Raw genomic sequence first — 17,087 nt, forward strand, 5'->3', positions numbered from 1 at the left:
GCTTTCTCCTTGACTGCTCACCAAGCCGGTGAATGAACTTTGGAACTAGTTCGGGAACGATTGAACCGTCAATGCAATACCGCGCTTCACTGGTGTGATCGAAGCAACCGCAGGACCGAATTTGGAAGTGAATTGCAGAACATTTTCGCCGTTCACAACAGTATTTTCGTATCCACGGTACCGCGTCGCCAAGATTTCTTTCAGTAACTCTTCAACGATATCCTCATCACCATCTTTCAGGACCGATGTACACGCTTGCGAGTCATCAGAAACCTTCACAGCGACAACCATGATATCGTAGTCGAGAAACCAAAAACCATCGCGATTTTCGGCGCGCTTGTCTTTGACCTTTCGCTTCACATCCTTAAAGTCGGGAAGCGAGTCTATGCAAATCCCATCAAAGACATCGACTCCCAGCCCGTTACGAATCTCGGCAATTGGATCAGCGGCCGCTCCCGCGCACATCGCGCACATCAGGAGCAACGCACCGAGAAGCGTATTTGGTCGCGGCATCGGTCTCACGGTCAGCCCTTAACCGCCTTCACGATTTTCTGGGCAGCGTCGTCGAGATCATCGGCAGCGATCACGTTGAGACCGCTTTCGTTGATGATTTTCTTGCCGAGTTCCACGTTGGTGCCTTCCAGGCGGACAACGAGCGGAACCTGCAGGCCGACTTCCTTGACGGCCGCAACCACACCTTCCGCGATCACGTCGCAGCGCATGATACCGCCGAAGATGTTGACCAGGATGCCCTTCACGTTCGGATCCGAGGTGATGATCTTGAAAGCAGCCGCCACCTTTTCCTTGGAGGCGCCGCCGCCGACATCGAGGAAGTTGGCCGGCTCGGCGCCGTAGAGCTTGATGATGTCCATGGTTGCCATGGCAAGACCGGCGCCGTTGACCATGCAACCGATATCACCGTCGAGCGCGACATAGGCGAGATCGTATTTGGAGGCCTCGATCTCTTTCTCGTCCTCTTCGGTGACGTCGCGCAGCTCCATGATGTCCGGGTGGCGGAACATGGCGTTGCCGTCGAAGGAAACCTTGGCGTCGAGGACGCGCAGGTGACCGTCCTTCATGACGATCAGCGGGTTCACTTCCAGAAGGCTCATGTCTTTTTCGACGAAGGCCTTGTGCAGGATCGGGAACAGCGTCATGCCGTCTTCGCATGCCGCACCATCCAGCGCCAGCGCATCGCAGAGCTTTGCGGCATCGGCTTCGGTGACGCCCGTGTCCGGGTCGATCGGCAGGGTGATGATCTTTTCGGGGGTTTCCTCGGCAACCGCCTCGATGTCCATGCCGCCTTCGGTCGAAACGACAAAGGCAGGACGTCCGACGGTCCGGTCCACCAGGATGGAGAGGTAAAGCTCACGCTCGATGTCGGCACCGTCCTCGATATAGAGACGGTTGACGACCTTGCCTGCCGCGCCGGTCTGCTTGGTGACCAGCGTGTTGCCGAGCATCTCCCTGGCATGCGCCGTGACTTCATCCAGCGAGAAGGCGAGACGGACACCGCCCTTGGCGTCCTCGGGAAGTTCCTTGAACTTGCCCTTGCCGCGTCCGCCGGCGTGGATCTGCGTCTTGACGACCCAGAGCGGACCGGGAAGCTGTTTGGCTGCCGCTTCCGCCTCGTCGGCAGAAAAGATGGCCACGCCGTCTGCAACCGGAGCGCCGAACCCCTTCAGCACCTGCTTGGCCTGGTATTCATGAATGTTCATGTGTTTCCCCCGTTGTCGGAGGACCGTTCCCTCAATCGCGGAAGGAACGGCCGCTGCTTAGCCGAGACAGTCGACGCTCAAGCGAGCGCCGGCTGGATTTTCTTGCAGGCTTCCACCAGACCGTCGACCGCGCCGACGGACTTTTCGAAGTTGGCCTTTTCCTCGCCCTGAAGGTCGATCTCGATGATGCGCTCGACACCATCGGAACCGATCACGACCGGGACACCGACATAGGTGTCCTTGAGGCCATACTGGCCATCGAGAGCGGCCGCGCAGGGCAGCACGCGCTTCTTGTCCTTCAGGTAGCTTTCCGCCATCGCGATCGCGGAGGATGCGGGTGCGTAGAAAGCGGAACCGGTTTTCAGGAGGCCGACGATCTCCGCGCCGCCGTCGCGCGTGCGCTGAACGATTTCCTCAAGACGCTCCGCCGTGCACCAACCCATCTTGACGAGGTCGGGAAGCGGAATGCCGGCAATCGTGGAATAGCGCGTCAGCGGCACCATGGTGTCGCCGTGGCCGCCGAGAACGAAGGCGGTGACGTCTTCGACCGAGACATTGAATTCGTCGGCAAGGAAGTAGCGGAAGCGGGCGCTGTCGAGCACGCCGGCCATGCCGACAACCTTGTTCTTCGGCAGACCGGAGAATTTCTGAAGCGCCCAGACCATGGCATCCAGCGGGTTGGTGATGCAGATGACGAAGGCATCGGGCGCATGCTTGGCAATGCCCGCGCCGACCTGTTCCATGACCTTGAGATTGATTTCCAGGAGATCGTCGCGGCTCATGCCGGGCTTGCGAGGAACACCGGCGGTCACGATGACCACGTCCGACCCTGCGATCGCTTCGTAGCTGTTGGCACCGGCCAGCTTGGCATCGAACCCGTCTACCGGGGAAGATTCAGCGAGGTCCAGCGCCTTGCCTTGCGGAACACCTTCCGCGATGTCGAAGAGAACGATATCTCCCAGTTCCTTCAAACCTGCCAGATGAGCGAGCGTGCCACCGATCTGACCAGAGCCGATCAAGGCAATTTTGTTCCGCGCCATATCGAAAGTTTCCCTTTACGTAAGATGGAACTATGTGCCATCCGCTGATGACTGCAGATGGCACTACCCCCTTTGCCGTCCCTGCGCAAGTTCGCCAAAAGAATATTGCGGTTAAGGCGGCAAAATTTTTCAATTCTTCCCGTCTGCATAATTCCCCTATACGGAATGCAGACTTATACGTGCATGTCCCGTCTGTCACCCGCAAGGTATGCTTCCGAGCGCATTTCGATCAGCCGGGAACTCGTCCGGTCGAATTCGAATGCCTCGGTGCCGCCTTCGGAGACGTAAAGATCGGGCGGTTCGGCTTCGGCCGACACCACCAGCTTGATGCCGTTGTCGTAAAGCGTGTCGATGAGATTGATGAAGCGCTTGGCCTCGTTGCGGCGCGCCTTCGAAAGGACCGGCACGTTGTCGACAAAGACGGTGCTGAAGGCGTTTGCGATCCTCAGGTAGTCGCTGGCGCCGAGCGGCTGCATGCACAGATCATCGAAGGAGAACCGGGCAACGCCGGAAGCGACCTTCGGGATCGGGATCGTCCGGCCCTTGTTTTCCAGTTCCTCCGGATGCGCCGCCATGCCGTGCGTCAGCTTGGTCCAGAGACGATCCATCTCCACGTCCGCTGCTTCCCCGAGCGGGGTTACGTAGACCGGCGCGCCCGCGAGCTTTTCGAGCCTGTAGTCGGTCGGTGAATCCAGATGCAGGACCTCGACCTGCGACTTCAGCATGGTGATGAAGGGTATGAAGAGCTGGCGATTAAGGCCGTCCTTGTAGAGATTGGACGGATTGACGTTCGAGGTGGCAACCACGATTACGCCGCGTTCGAAGAGCTGCGTGAACAGCCGTCCCAGGATCATCGCGTCGGCAATGTCGGTCACCGAAAACTCGTCAAAGAGCAAGAGGCGCGTTTCCACCGCAATCTGCCTTGCGACCGGTGGGATGGGATCATCGCCCTTCACCTCGCCGCGCTTGTGCGCCTGCCGGTGCTCATGGATACGCTCGTGCACGTCGTTCATGAATTCATGAAAATGAACCCGGCGCTTGCGCTGGATGACCGTCACTTCATAGAAGAGGTCCATCAGCATCGTCTTGCCCCGCCCGACACCGCCCCACATGTAGAGGCCCTTCACGGAGGCCCAGAGCTGGTTCTTCTTCTTGGCAAAGAGCCAGCCGAGCGAACTTTTCTTGGAGGCGAGCCGTGTCTCGGCAAGGCGGGTGTTGAGCAGATCGAGATGTCTGACGGCTTCCCGCTGGACAGGATCCTCGGTGATCTCGCCCGATGCGATCAGGGCATCGTAGCGGGCGCTGAGCGCGCGATTGACCGGCAGTTCCATCTTCAAAGGTGCTGCTCCCTCCATGAGGACTCATGGGGCCTTGGACGTGACTGTTGGCTCGGCGGAATAAGGTCAATGCGCCTTGGATGCAAGTCAAGTTATGGTTTGAATCTGTTACACTTCTTCACGTCAACAACTTTCAAACGATTGAATGGCCATCATCTGAAAAACAGGTGAAAAGTCGGTCGGCTTCGATGACGCCGCGAGGAGCACGGGCCGTGGTGGATCGTTGGATGCAGAACCGAAGATGTCGTTGAGGAAGACTGCAGTGAGCTTTTGCCGTTACTGGGTCAACAATCGGCTTTTCGATCGACTCGAATTCCGCTTTCAAAATCACTGCTGCCCGGATTAATCCGGTCATGATCGGTTGAGGCGATCCCCAGTTTATGAACTTGTCATTCCGGCTGAAGCGCAGCGGAAGGCCGGAACCCAGTAACCACCCGATTTTCCGGCTTGTCTCAGTCTCCGGCCACAGCGGGTACTCGTTCCCGGTCTTGCCGCTTATGCGGCAAACCGGGAAGACAATTCCGGGAGGAAACACCGTATCCCGACTTGATACCGATCGGAATTATGTAGCTTTTTCTATGGCGAAAATTCGAATGTATTTCCCAATCCGGACAGCATTGGTTCCAAATGAAGACGCAACCAAAGTTGTGTCGTCCAATAATCAACTCCGAACAAATTGCAGCGCAGGTTACTTTCGAAAAGTGCGGGCGGCACCGTTGATGTAACGAAGAACATTCCTGTAGAAGCCGAAAACAAAAGCAGCCCATGGGAATGAGAAAATAAAACAGGAAACCACAACGGAGAAATATGACGAAAAATCGCCCGCAGCCGGCAAGCCGGATGCGGGCGGGACGCACAGGGAGGGGGGAACGCTGTGCGGGAGGAGACCAGAACCCGTTTGAGCAACAAGGGCTCCAGGGTCAGAACCCTAGCGCAGAAGCAGCGTCGCCTTGCGGCCGCTTTGCAGTTCCTGGAGGTAAAGGAGCTGCGCGACGAGGTAGCATTCGGAGCGGTCGTCGAGGTCCGCCTTGCGGCCGCGCCCATCGGTCAGAAGCCAGGCGTTGCCGGCCTTGACGACATCGCACTCGACCGGCTCGCCCGCATCGAGACCCGCTTTCTCGATCAGCTCGGAGCCGACACGGGACTCGTCTTCCGCGTCCAGCCCTTTCATCTGGGCTCTCAAGCCGCGGTAAACCTGTTGAACACCGAGCGTTGCCACAATGGCCGTGATGATGCTTTCGCCTTCCATCGCGGCAAAGCGCAGCACGCCGCCCTGTTGCGGGATCGAATTGCTGGAACAGGGCGTGTGGTGCACGTCGCCAAGCGCGGTCCACTCGGAGCGCAACGTTACTGTTGCCGGCTGACGCAACGCCGGCATTTCCCTGGCGAGCCGCTTTTCAGCCGCACGCTTCGGGTTCTTGGCGGCGCGGTCGGCGGTCTGGGATTTACCGACGGCAATGGTGCCGCCGATCCGCAGGCGCCTGAAGACGATCACGTCCCGCATCAGGTCGGTGCGCTCGACACGCCAGCCAGCATCCAGCCAGGAGTTCTGATGAACCAGGCTGCCGCCTGAATTCGCCCACCAGGTGCGGTGCTCGCGTGCACTTTTCGGAAGGTTGGTTCCCAGAATGTCCTCGAGTTCGTCGAGCTTTGCTGCCCAGACGACATCCTCAAGACGAGCAAGGTGTTCGCGTAAAGGTTCGTATTTCGACATTGCACAGCCTTTCCGGTAGCAATGTGAATATACACTTATTACGCGCAGTGTCTAGCAGAATTACTGAGGCCGTTTAACGGAACAGGGAAATCGGCGATCCGGTCGACGTCTGACCGTTGAACTTCCCGGGTTCGCTGGAATAAAGCTGTGCGACGATCACGCCGGAACCATCCTTCAGAACGACCTGATTGCCGTTCAGGTCCCATGCCGAGATTCCGGACAGTGTCGGGGTGGTACAACCTCTGGTATTTGCCCGGTAGCCGCCTGACCAGGTCGTCAGGGTCATGAATGCCTGGCAGTTGTCGCCCGAAGATGCCAGTTTCCAGCCACCCAGAAGGTCCGTCCGTCCCACCTGCTGGGCGTTGCCCGGTGCTGCAACCGGGTTGCTTGCAAGATCGGTCGCAGCCCCCGTTCCGTCCGTCGTCGTGCCGACAGGCGGAGCGGCATTGGGATCCAGCGGATCGAGCGATGCCGAGCCGACAGGCGTCGTCGGTGTCGCGGGCAGCGGTGCGGCATAGTTGGGGCCCCCAGAGAGCCTCTGGCACCCGGCGGCCAGAACCACCATTCCCAAAACCAAAACCAGCTTACCCGAGCGTTTCATGACGAATCAGTCCCTTAATCTCCGCCTCACCATCGTGGCATCTCTTAACTTACTATTTACTGAAAATCCAAAACACAGCGCAGTTGTCCGCAATTTCAGTGTGAAACACCGTCCTCGGGTGCCTTATTTCCGCCTGTCCGAGCCCGCTCACCCGGCATCCCTGTCCCGGACCGGGCCGGCGTCACGGATGTGTTCGCTGTTCAGAGACCGCCTTCCGTCAGCGGTGTTAGAGTTTCAAAATGGCGGCAACGTGGCGCTCAGCGCCACAAGACGTACCGGACCGCACCGGCACCCTGGGCATGCCGTTCCGGGGGCCTGGCGCTGCAAGGGACCGGCCCAGCGCATTCTTTTTGCGCATTGCCGGCCAGGTGCCCTATGTCATCGGTGACCGGGACAACAAGGAACTCTCCATGCCAATCGCAATCTGGTGCATTCTCGCCGCTGCAATCCTGCCCATCCTGTCGGCCTTTCCGGCCAAGCTCAACAGGGATTTCGACAATTCAAACCCACGAGATCCGGACTACTGGCGCGACGGGTTCCGGGCGCGGGCGCAGGCCGCGCAGGCAAACGGCTTCGAAGCCTTTCCGTTCTTTGCCGTCTCCGTTTTCGTCGCGATGAGCCAGGGCGCCTCGCCTTACTGGATCGACCAACTGGCGGTGCTGTTCATCCTCCTGCGGCTGATTTACGTGTTCTGCTACTGGACCGACAGGTCCAACCCGAGGTCGCTGGCCTGGGCGGCGTCTTTCATCACAATTGTGGCGCTTTTCACGAGTTCACTATGGAGCTGAGCTTCCCGCCGGCCGAAAATTAATTGCAGGGAGCATTTGCACCACGCGGCCGATTTCGCTAACGATGCAAGTGAATAGTACAGGTTACCGACGGGCAGAGGTGCATTGTGCGCACGACAGATCAGACGACAGACACCTTGCCGGCGCGCCGTCAGGAGACGCTGCAGCGTCAGCTTGCGGACCCGCACATCGTCGACGCACTCATCGCCGAACGCGGCAAACTTGTCATGGCGAGCCCCTGGTGGCCGTTCATAAAGCCGTTTGCCTACAAGATTCTCAGATACCGGTCCGCCGTCGAAATGGCAGATACGATTGCCCAGATGGAAGCGGTCGATGTCTTCGCGCATCTGAGCGAAATTCTGACACTCAACGTGACCACGCTCGGCCTGGAGCGCGTGCCGACAAGCGGCCCGGTGGTGCTTGTTTCCAACCATCCCACCGGCATCGCCGACGGCATAGTCCTTTACGACGCCATCAAGTCCCGGCGCACGGACCTCGCGATCTTCGCCAACAGGGACGCGATCCGGATCAACCCGCGCCTGGCTGAAATGATCATTCCGGTCGAGTGGCGCGCGGATTTCAAGAGCCGGGCCAAGTCGAAAGAGACGATCAAGATCGCCTCATCCGCCTTTGCGACGGAACGGGTCGTGGTGCTGTTTCCCTCCGGCCGCCTCGCCTACTGGCACGACGGCAAGCTGACCGAACGGCCGTGGATGACCTCCGCCCTCGCCCTGGCGCGCAAGAACAAGGCACCGATCATTCCGATGCATATGGGCGGGAGAAACTCCGGCCTATTCTATTTCCTGGCGCGCGTGTCGACCGAACTGCGCGACATGACGGTCTTCAACGAGTTGCTCAACAAGAAGGACGCCGCCTTCAACGTGCATTTCGGCAAGCCGATCCGTCCCGAGAAACTGCAGGGCGACCTCACCGAACTCACCGAGCAGATGCGCATTCACTGTGCGGAAACACTCGCGACGGATCCGGACGCGGAATTCTGACCGCCAATCCGCATTTGATGTGAAATCATCCACAGGCCGGTTTGCCCTTCATTGGCGAATAAGACATGGTGCGGGAGACTTTAGGGAATCAGCCGCCTCATGCCAGTCTCGCCCGCCCTCCTCGCGGATGACGCACCACATCTTCACCTCAATGACCCGCCATCGGTGCGCCCGGAGGCGAAACCGCTGCCGGTTTTGCAGACCGTTTTCGGCTATGACGCGTTTCGCGGCCGGCAAAAAGAGGTGATCGACACGCTGATCGACGGCAGAGACGCCGTCGTGCTGTTTCCAACGGGCGCCGGCAAGTCGCTGTGCTTCCAGATACCGGCCCTGTGCCGGCGCGGCGTCGGTGTCGTGGTCTCGCCCCTGATCGCCCTGATGAAGGACCAGGTCGGCGCACTGACGGCCGCCGGTGTCCGGGCCGCGGCGCTCAACTCGACCCTGCTCCCAGAAGAACAGGACCGCCTTCGCGACGCACTGCGCAGCGGTGACATCGACCTTCTCTACGTGACCCCGGAGCGCCTTGGAAACGAGAGCTTCCGGCGGTTTCTGGATACGCTCGAGATTGCGCTCTTCGCGATTGACGAGGCGCATTGCGTCAGCCAGTGGGGCCATGACTTCCGGCCGGAATACATGTCGCTGTCCTGTCTCGCCGAACGCTATCCGGGTGTGCCGAGGGTCGCCCTGACGGCAACAGCGGACCCGCATACGCAAAAGGACATTCTCGCGCGTCTGAAACTGGAGGACGCCCAGGTCTTCGCGACCAGTTTCGACAGACCGAATATCCGCTACGAAATCGTCGAAAGATCGAACCAGCGCCAGCAGCTGCTGGACTTCCTGGGAAAGCACAAGGGTGCAAGCGGCATCGTCTACTGCCTGTCGCGCGCGAAGGTGGAAGAGATCGCGGACTGGCTGACGGCAAAGGGAATCCGGGCCCTGCCCTATCACGCCGGATTGCCCTCTGATCAGCGCGCCGTCAACCAGGACGCCTTTCTCCTTGAGGAAGGGCTCTGCCTTGTCGCCACCGTTGCCTTCGGCATGGGAATCGACAAGCCGGACGTGCGCTATGTCGCGCATCTCGACCTCCCGTCATCGGTCGAAGCCTACTACCAGGAAACGGGCCGTGCCGGCCGCGACGGGGCGCCCTCCGAAGCCTTCATGGCCTACGGCATGGCCGATCTCGTGCAGCGGCGCCGCATGATTGCCGAAGGCGACGCGCCGGACGACATCAAACGTGCGGAAAACACCAAGCTCAACGCGCTTCTCGGCATCTGCGAGACCTCAGGCTGCCGGCGGCAGGCGTTGCTGGCGCATTTCGGGGAAACCTATCCCCAACCCTGCGGCAACTGCGACACGTGCCTGTCACCGGTGGAAACCTGGGACGGAACCGAATCCGCACGCAAACTGATGTCCGCGATCTACCGGACCGGGCAGCGCTTCGGAACCGGCCACGTGATCGATGTGCTGCTTGGCAAGACCAGCGAGAAGGTGACCCGGTTTGCGCACGACAAACTGTCGGTTTTCGGCATCGGACAGGAGCATTCCCAGAAAACCTGGCAGTCGATTGCGCGCCAGCTGGTCGCCACGGGTTTCATTGATGTGGACCATGCACAGTTCGGAGCGCTCGTGCTGAGCGAAGCCGCGCGTCCGGTTCTGCGCGGCGACGAGACGATTTCACTGCGAAAGGACCGGAACGCCGCCGGTCTGAAACAGACGCGCTCCTCGCGAACGGCCTCGGTCGCCGACGAACTGGACCAGGAAGACAAGCTGCTGTTCCAGCGCCTGCGGCGTCTCAGAACCCAGATTGCGCGGGATCAAAATGTCCCGCCTTACGTGGTCTTTCCCGATGCCACGCTGGCCGGCATCGCGTCGGCACGGCCCGTCACGCCCGATGCGCTGCTGAGCGTATCCGGTGTCGGCCAGTCCAAGCTGGAAAAATACGGCGAGACGTTTCTGGAGCTTGTCGAAGCGTTTGAAGCCGGCGTTTGAGGGCAACCCGGCGCTGGTCCGGGTTGCACGTCAGGTCACCGGTCAGGAACCGGCCTTGGGCAATCCCTTGTAGGCCTCGGCACCCCATACGGATTTGACCCTGGCATCGCGGCCGCAGGCTTTCCGGTAGCCCTTGTAGGCTTCGGCGCGTGTCACATAGCCGAAACGGGTCAGCGTGCGCGCATTGCTCTTGTAGTAGGCCTGGTGATAATCCTCAGCAGGCCAGAAGACTGCTGCGCCTTCGACAGGTGTCACCACCCGGCCGCCCAGGACCTTGTTCGCCTTGGCGATTTCCGCCTTCGCGGCCTTGGCCTGCTTGTCGTTCAGCGGATGGATCGCGGTCGAATAGCCGTAGCCGCGATCGCAGAACTGACCGCCCGGATCGGTCACATCGACCGTGCGCAGGAAGATCCGGACCAAATCCTGATAGCTGATCTGGTTTTCATCGAAATCCACCTGAACCACTTCGCGGTGTCCGCCGCGTTCGTAGTTCTTGTAGGTGGGGTTCTGGCTCTTGCCGCCCGCATAGCCGGACTTGACGTCCCGGACACCCGGCAGCTTTTCAAGGTCCGATTCCACGCACCAGAAACAGCCGCCGGCGAAGATGGCCGTTTCGGCCTGTGCCGTGGCAAAGGGGGCGACGCCGACAAGTACAGCAAGGAAAGTCTGCCGCAACAAACGCTTCATGTTGGATCCTCCATCGATTGCAGATAGAGGTAACGCATTCTCTTGCCGAGGCAACTCAACTCCGTTCGCACCCCCGCACAACGCCGTGAGATGACCGTGACCGGGTGACCCGGATCAGCTCTCCCAGAGCGTTGCACTTTCTTCAAAGCCCGGCAGTTGCGGGTTGACCACGCAGAACCTGTGGCCGCTGGTTGCTTCCATCACCACCCAGCTGTCGAAGCGCCTGACGATCTTCGCCCCGAGTTTTTCCAGACGGGCAACCTCGGCTTCCGGATTGTCGGTCTCGATGTCCAGATGAACGCGCGCGGGATGCTCGACAGCCTGTAGCAGAATGCCGATTTCTCCGTCCTTGCCGAACAGCCTCCTGTAACGCGGGTTTTTCGGCGCGTCTTCGAGCGTGCGCCCGAGCGCCTGCGCCCAGAACGCGGCGTGCTCGTCGATATCACCGCCTTCGCAATCAATCACGAGATCTCCCAATCGGCTCTTGTGCATACGCGCCTCCAACTCTTTACCCAAATTAGAACAAAGATAGAACAAATGAAATGCAAGAGCAAGGGACGGGTGAGTTTCGCGTTCCTGAAACGGGCAAAGTCAACTTCTTCAAGCGAAGTGGGTCCCATAGGGCGGGCACGCATATACAAACGTGTCATCCCTGCTGAAGCGCAGCGGAAGGCAGGGAACCAGTAACCGCTAGTTTCGCCCCTTTCCTGCAACTTCAGCCACACGGGGTACTGGGTCCCGGTCTTGGAAACAAGTCCGTATCCCGACTTGGCATTAGACGGAAGCTTGGGGAAGGGCAAAGCCCCATCCTGGACAGGCGCGCAGAGCTGGCATGCAAGCAACGAAGCGAAAGTTCCCTCTCCCGGTGGGAGAGGGTCAGGGTGAGGGATCAGGCGTTCGCATATCTTACCGTGGTTCGTCCCCTCTCCCGGCGCCTCCGCGCCGACCTCTCCCGATGAGAGAGGTTAACGACGCCCGGCGGCCGAATGGCCCGTTCGACGCCGATCAAACCGCTTCTGCAGCAGGCTCCAAATCCGGCCTGTTCTGCCCCGACCAGTCAATCCTCTGGGTCACGAACATCGTGATGGACAGGGCGACAAAGGCGATGACGGAGCCGATCAGAAGCGCATAGTCCTGTTCCTGCATCAGGGCGAACAGAACAGCGAAGATACTGCCGAGCACCGCCAGCATCACCAGACCGGCCAGCCTGCTTTTGAGCGACGTCCCGACATAGACCGCGTTCAGCAGGGTCGCCGCGCCGGCTGCAATCAGGTAGGCCGGCGCATAGCCAACATGTTCAGCGAAGGCCAGCAGCATCACGTAGAAGACGATCAGGGCAAGGCCGACAAGAGCGTACTGGATCCAGTGGAACCGCCAGCCGGAGCGCATCTCCAGGACGAAGACCGCCAGAAAGGTCAGACTAATGAAGCCGATCGCGTATTTCAGGGATCTCGAGATTGTCTGATAGAAATTCACCGGCTCGACGAACTTCACACCCAAGAGCTTGTCCTGAAGCGGCAGATGGCTCGTTTCCATGACCTTCGGGATACCGCGCGCAAGATAGGGAATCGTCCAGGCGGCGTCGAAACCCGAGCTGGTGATGGTCCGCGTTTCCGGCAGGAAGGCACCGGTGAACCCGGGATGGGCCCAATCCGACTGAACGGCGACTTTCGTGGTCTGGCCGGCAGGTGCGACATAGATCGCCGTCGAGCCGTTGAGTTGCAGCTTCACGTCGAAGGAAAAACCGTTCTGCCAGGCCTGGGGAGACACGGATGCATTGATCCCGGATGGGCCGGATGACCGGCGGGGTTCGCGGTCCGTGCGCGCCAGGGGCCCGAGACCTGGTTCGAAGGGGACGGCTCCCGTTCCGGCCAGGGCGAGCGCGACCTCGCTCTTGAGTGCCCGGACATCCCGGATGCCGATAACGACAACGGCCTTGTCGGCCGCGACATCGATCGTGCCGCCGTGCTTCGGTTCGAACATGTCTTCAGGAGTTGCGGCAAACGTGCCGTCAAGGTCGAGCCGTGCATTGTAGACGGGAAGCGTATAGATGGACTTCTTCCTTTCCTCGACCGCGATATCACCGCCCACCGTCAGCCGCTCGGGAAACAGCACCGCAGTTCTGCGGATGGTCATGGTCTCGAAATCCTCACCGGAACCCGTCGTGTAGGTTTCCGTAAAGGGGATCACCAGATAGGGGCCGTTGATTTCCTGTGTTCCGCCCCAGGAGCGGGCAATCTCGCGCGCGACGTCCTTTGCCCGATGCGCGCGTTCCTCCACGAGAACCCAGACAAAGACGCTGGGAACCAGCAGCAGGAAGGAGAGCAGTCCTATCAGGACGAACTTGACGGCCGGCGAGCCCAGGAAGGTCAAGACCCTTGTCGTTGAAGGCTGCGATGGCGGCACCGGGCCGTAAGTGGTGCCGTGGTCTGTGTTGTCGGTCATTCAAAGTCCCTCTGACAGGCGGGCGCAACCGGGACAGCGCACCCAATGCGAAGAGCAGTCTCGCCTGACGGCGGGGAGAACCCATGGTGAAACCGGGCAGGGATTTCAGGGAATTTGTGCAGATCCGGTGCAGGAAGACGGTAAGGAACGGTCAAGGACCTGGGCCATCGCTCACAAAAAAGCCGCCCCGAAGGACGGCTTTTCGCAACTCGCTCTGAAATCGGGGGGTCAGACCCGCCGTTCGACCATCATCTTCTTGATCTCGGCAATCGCCTTGGCCGGGTTCAGGCCTTTCGGACAGGCCTGCGAGCAGTTCATGATCGTGTGGCAGCGATAGAGGCGGAAGGGGTCTTCCAGATTGTCCAGGCGTTCGCCGGTCGCCTCGTCGCGGCTGTCGATCAGCCAGCGGTAGGCCTGCAGCAGGATCGCAGGGCCGAGATAGCGGTCGCCATTCCACCAGTAGCTCGGGCAGGAGGTGGAGCAGCAGGCGCACAGGATGCATTCATACAGCCCGTCCAGCTTGACCCGGTCCTCATGGGACTGGAGCCATTCCTTTTCCGGGGCGGGAGAGACCGTCTGCAGCCAGGGCTCGATCGAGCGGTGCTGGGCGTAGAAGCGCGTCAGGTCGGGCACCAGATCCTTGACCACCGCCATGTGCGGCAGCGGGTAGATCTTGACCACGTCGCCGGCAATCTCGTCCATGCCCTTGGTGCAGGCAAGGGTGTTGGTGCCGTCGATATTCATGGCGCACGAGCCGCAGATACCTTCGCGGCAGGAGCGGCGGAAGGTCAGCGTCGGGTCGATCTTGTTCTTGATGTAGATCAGGCCGTCGAGCACCATCGGACCGCAGTCATCGGCATTGATGAAATAGGTATCAACCCTCGGGTTGCGGCCGTCGTCCGGGTTCCAGCGGTAGATGCGATATTCGCGCAGGTTGGTGGCGCCTTCCGGCTTGTCCCAGACCTTGCCTTCCGTCACCGTGGAGTTCCGGGGTAGCGTCAGCTGAACCATCTCGTTACTGCTCCGCGTTGGGCTCGTGCCATGCCTTTCAGGGGCATAAGGGCCAAAACGTCCTCTCGCTCAGGTCGTGAGCTCAAGGACCATGTTGTCATTCGTCCGGCCTGTCACCTCATAGCCCCGGTTTGCCAGTTCGCTCAGGCAATCCTCGGACCAGTATGGCCGGCAATTTGTTTCGAGAAGAATCACGCGGGGCCACATGGCCTTGTCCGCGTGGCGGAGGAACGGCAGGACGACCCTGTCCTCGTATCCCTCCACATCCACCTTGAGTATGTCGATCCGTTCCAGGCCCTGCTGGTCCGCAATGTCGGTCAGCGGGCGAACGGTCACGTAGGTCTGGGTCCAGTTGCCGGCCCACTCGCCCCGGGTCAGGTCGGTCACGAAAGTGGCGAAACCGCAATTGCTGGGTTCGTGCCACAGCGGCAACGTGTCGTCCTTCGACCCGACCGCGGTATTGACGACGGTCACGTTTTCCAGGTCGTTGGCGCGGACGTTGAAACTCAGCTTGTGCGCGGTCTGCGGGTTCGCCTCGATAGCGACCACCCTTGCGCCGTGCCGGGCGGCGAATACGGCATAGGAGCCGATATTCGCACCGACGTCGACAAAGACCGCGCCTTCGTGCAGGTGCGGTTCCAGCAGACCGTGTTCGGCGCGCTCCGGCAGCCGTCCCTTGGCGAGGATCTTGCGATCGTCGTAGTTCTCGCCGGGGTAGATCCGGAATTTCAGGCCATCCGCCTCAAGATCGTAGGGGCCCTTGAAGACCCGCGCGACAAGCGCGCGGATGCGCTTGCGCAGGCCCCGTGAGAGATCATGCCGGTCGGCCAGGCGCCAGGCAGCCCGGACCAGCCGTTCGGCCGGGTAGGTTCCGAACGGGCTTCTTGTGTCCAGAAGTGTTGCCGACTGGCTCACGCAGCGCGCTCCCTAGTAGACACGCGCTTTCGGCGCGATCTTTTTCGGGTCGATGCCGCCTTCCTCGAAGGTGGTCAGCGGATCGAGGACGACGGGACGGTAGTCGAGCTTCACGTCGCCTTCCTCGTTGACCCAGGCCAGCGTGTGCTTGCGCCAGTTTTCGTCGTCACGGCCCGAGAACGGTCCGTCCTTGAAATCTTCGCGCGCATGGGCACCGCGGCTTTCCTTGCGGGCCTCGGCGCCATAGACGGTGGTGATCGCATTCGCCATCAGGTTTTCCAGTTCCAGTGTTTCCACCAGATCGGAATTCCAGATCAGCGAGCGGTCGGAGACCTTGAGGTCCTTCATGTCGCTCCAGATATCGCTCAGTCGCTTGCAGCCGGCTTCCAGGCTTTCCTGCGTGCGGAACACCGCCGCATCTTCCTGCATCGCGTGCTGCATCTTGTCACGCAGGTCCGCGGTCGGGATCGAGCCGCTGGCGTTACGGAGCTTGTCGAAGTGATCCATGATCTTGTCGCAAGAAGCTTCGTTCGGCGCCGGCGTCGCTTCCTTGGGGTCGACGACTTCACCGGCCTTGATCGCCGCAGCACGTCCGAACACGACAAGGTCGATCAGGGAATTCGAGCCAAGACGGTTGGCGCCGTGCACCGACGCGCAGCCGGCCTCGCCCACCGCCATCAGGCCTTCCTGGATGCGGTTGGGGTTCTTGCCGTCCGCGTTCAGGACTTCACCCCAGTAGTTGGTCGGGATGCCGCCCATGTTGTAGTGCACCGTCGGCAGGACCGGGATCGGATCCTTGGTCACATCGACGCCGGCAAAGATGCGCGCGCTTTCCGAAATGCCCGGGAGGCGTTCAGCCAGCAGTGCCGGGTCGAGGTGATCGAGATGAAGGAAGATGTGATCGCCCTTCTTACCGACGCCGCGTCCTTCGCGAATTTCCATGGTCATGCAGCGCGAGACCACGTCGCGCGAGGCCAGATCCTTGGCCGAAGGGGCGTAGCGCTCCATGAAACGCTCGCCCTCGGAGTTGACGAGATAACCGCCCTCGCCGCGGGCACCCTCGGTGATCAGGCAGCCGGAGCCGTAGATGCCGGTCGGGTGGAACTGGACGAACTCCATGTCCTGGAGCGGCAGTCCGGCCCGGGCGACCATGCCGCCGCCGTCGCCGGTGCAGGTATGCGCGGAGGTCGCGGAGAAATAGGCCCGGCCGTAGCCGCCGGTTGCCAGCACCACCATCTTGGCGGCGAAGCGGTGCATCGTGCCGTCATCGAGGTTCCAGGCGATCACGCCCTGGCAGACGCCGTCCTCGGACATGATCAGGTCGAGCGCGAAATACTCGATGTAGAATTCGGCATTGTGGCGCAGGGACTGGCCATAGAGCGTGTGCAGGATGGCGTGGCCCGTCCGGTCGGCCGCCGCGCAGGTGCGCTGCACGGGAGGGCCTTCGCCATAGTTCTGCATGTGTCCGCCGAAGGGGCGCTGATAGATCTTGCCCTCTTCTGTGCGCGAGAACGGCACGCCGTAGTGCTCAAGCTCGTAGACCGCCTTGGGGGCCTCGCGGGCCAGGTATTCCATGGCGTCGGTGTCACCGAGCCAGTCGGATCCCTTGACCGTGTCGTACATGTGCCATTCCCAGCAGTCCGGCGTCATGTTGGTCAGGGATGCGGCGATGCCGCCCTGGGCCGCCACCGTGTGGGAGCGCGTCGGAAAGACCTTGGTGATGCAGGCGGTGCGCAGGCCCTGTTCGGCCATGCCGAGCGTTGCGCGCAGACCCGCGCCACCGGCGCCGACAACAACCACGTCATAGGTATGGTCGACGAATTCGTAGGATTTGGCCATCC

The 17,087-nt window shown here is 60.7% G+C and carries 15 protein-coding genes; 3 read left to right on the forward strand and 12 right to left on the reverse strand.

Annotated elements, in window-relative coordinates; all coding sequences use genetic code 11:
• Nucleotides 1–45: 45 nt before the first annotated feature.
• The 6 genes from ACO08A_RS07785 to ACO08A_RS07810 all read right to left on the reverse strand — a co-directional run bounded on the left by ACO08A_RS07785 (nucleotide 46) and on the right by ACO08A_RS07810 (nucleotide 6,410).
• On the reverse strand, nucleotides 46–522 hold the full coding sequence (locus tag ACO08A_RS07785) for a hypothetical protein (RefSeq protein ID WP_422040576.1): 477 nt from the start codon (nucleotides 520–522) through the stop codon (nucleotides 46–48).
• 2 nt (nucleotides 523–524) lie between these two features.
• Nucleotides 525–1,718: an ADP-forming succinate--CoA ligase subunit beta gene (sucC, locus tag ACO08A_RS07790; RefSeq protein ID WP_422040577.1), complete on the reverse strand. Its 1,194-nt coding sequence runs from the start codon at nucleotides 1,716–1,718 to the stop codon at nucleotides 525–527.
• A gap of 77 nt (nucleotides 1,719–1,795) precedes the next feature.
• Nucleotides 1,796–2,758, reverse strand: coding sequence for a malate dehydrogenase (mdh, locus tag ACO08A_RS07795; RefSeq protein ID WP_421981017.1), 963 nt, complete (start codon nucleotides 2,756–2,758; stop codon nucleotides 1,796–1,798).
• Between the two features lie 173 nt (nucleotides 2,759–2,931).
• Entirely contained in the window at nucleotides 2,932–4,113 is a 1,182-nt protein-coding gene (gene zapE, locus ACO08A_RS07800) for a cell division protein ZapE (protein WP_422040578.1), read from the reverse strand.
• A 910-nt stretch (nucleotides 4,114–5,023) separates the two neighbouring features.
• The gene (locus ACO08A_RS07805) at nucleotides 5,024–5,809 is read right to left on the reverse strand and encodes a DUF7662 domain-containing protein (protein WP_422040579.1); all 786 of its coding nucleotides are present in this window, start codon (nucleotides 5,807–5,809) and stop codon (nucleotides 5,024–5,026) included.
• 73 nt (nucleotides 5,810–5,882) lie between these two features.
• A complete protein-coding gene (locus ACO08A_RS07810) occupies nucleotides 5,883–6,410 on the reverse strand; it encodes a protease inhibitor Inh/omp19 family protein (RefSeq protein WP_422040580.1) in 528 nt (175 codons plus the stop codon).
• Between the two features lie 239 nt (nucleotides 6,411–6,649).
• On the opposite strand from ACO08A_RS07810, the gene ACO08A_RS07815 reads away from it, so the two are divergent.
• The 3 genes from ACO08A_RS07815 to recQ all read left to right on the forward strand — a co-directional run bounded on the left by ACO08A_RS07815 (nucleotide 6,650) and on the right by recQ (nucleotide 10,188).
• Entirely contained in the window at nucleotides 6,650–7,198 is a 549-nt protein-coding gene (locus tag ACO08A_RS07815) for an MAPEG family protein (protein WP_422040581.1), read from the forward strand.
• Between the two features lie 107 nt (nucleotides 7,199–7,305).
• Nucleotides 7,306–8,199 (forward strand): GNAT family N-acetyltransferase, encoded by an 894-nt coding sequence (locus tag ACO08A_RS07820; protein WP_422040582.1) that lies wholly within the window; start codon nucleotides 7,306–7,308, stop codon nucleotides 8,197–8,199.
• 99 nt (nucleotides 8,200–8,298) lie between these two features.
• Nucleotides 8,299–10,188, forward strand: a complete 1,890-nt coding sequence (gene recQ / locus ACO08A_RS07825) for a DNA helicase RecQ (RefSeq protein WP_422040583.1) — start codon at nucleotides 8,299–8,301, stop codon at nucleotides 10,186–10,188.
• Nucleotides 10,189–10,230: 42 nt separating this feature from the next.
• On the opposite strand, the gene msrA is transcribed toward recQ, so the two are convergent.
• The 6 genes from msrA to sdhA form a co-directional block, all read right to left on the reverse strand.
• Nucleotides 10,231–10,875, reverse strand: coding sequence for a peptide-methionine (S)-S-oxide reductase MsrA (msrA, locus tag ACO08A_RS07830; RefSeq protein ID WP_422040584.1), 645 nt, complete (start codon nucleotides 10,873–10,875; stop codon nucleotides 10,231–10,233).
• Between the two features lie 114 nt (nucleotides 10,876–10,989).
• On the reverse strand, nucleotides 10,990–11,367 hold the full coding sequence (locus tag ACO08A_RS07835; RefSeq protein WP_422040585.1) for a VOC family protein: 378 nt from the start codon (nucleotides 11,365–11,367) through the stop codon (nucleotides 10,990–10,992).
• Nucleotides 11,368–11,880: 513 nt separating this feature from the next.
• Nucleotides 11,881–13,320 (reverse strand): cell envelope integrity protein CreD, encoded by a 1,440-nt coding sequence (gene creD, locus ACO08A_RS07840; RefSeq protein ID WP_422040586.1) that lies wholly within the window; start codon nucleotides 13,318–13,320, stop codon nucleotides 11,881–11,883.
• Between the two features lie 228 nt (nucleotides 13,321–13,548).
• Complete coding sequence (locus ACO08A_RS07845; RefSeq protein ID WP_421981008.1) at nucleotides 13,549–14,331, reverse strand: succinate dehydrogenase iron-sulfur subunit; 783 nt, start codon at nucleotides 14,329–14,331, stop codon at nucleotides 13,549–13,551.
• 69 nt (nucleotides 14,332–14,400) lie between these two features.
• Nucleotides 14,401–15,246, reverse strand: a complete 846-nt coding sequence (locus ACO08A_RS07850) for an FkbM family methyltransferase (protein ID WP_422040587.1) — start codon at nucleotides 15,244–15,246, stop codon at nucleotides 14,401–14,403.
• A gap of 12 nt (nucleotides 15,247–15,258) precedes the next feature.
• Nucleotides 15,259–17,085, reverse strand: coding sequence for a succinate dehydrogenase flavoprotein subunit (gene sdhA, locus ACO08A_RS07855; RefSeq protein ID WP_422040588.1), 1,827 nt, complete (start codon nucleotides 17,083–17,085; stop codon nucleotides 15,259–15,261).
• Nucleotides 17,086–17,087: the final 2 nt, after the last annotated feature.

Origin of the sequence: Roseibium sp. (genome assembly GCF_965232425.1) — a bacterium.
Classification (GTDB): Bacteria; Pseudomonadota; Alphaproteobacteria; order Rhizobiales; family Stappiaceae; genus Roseibium.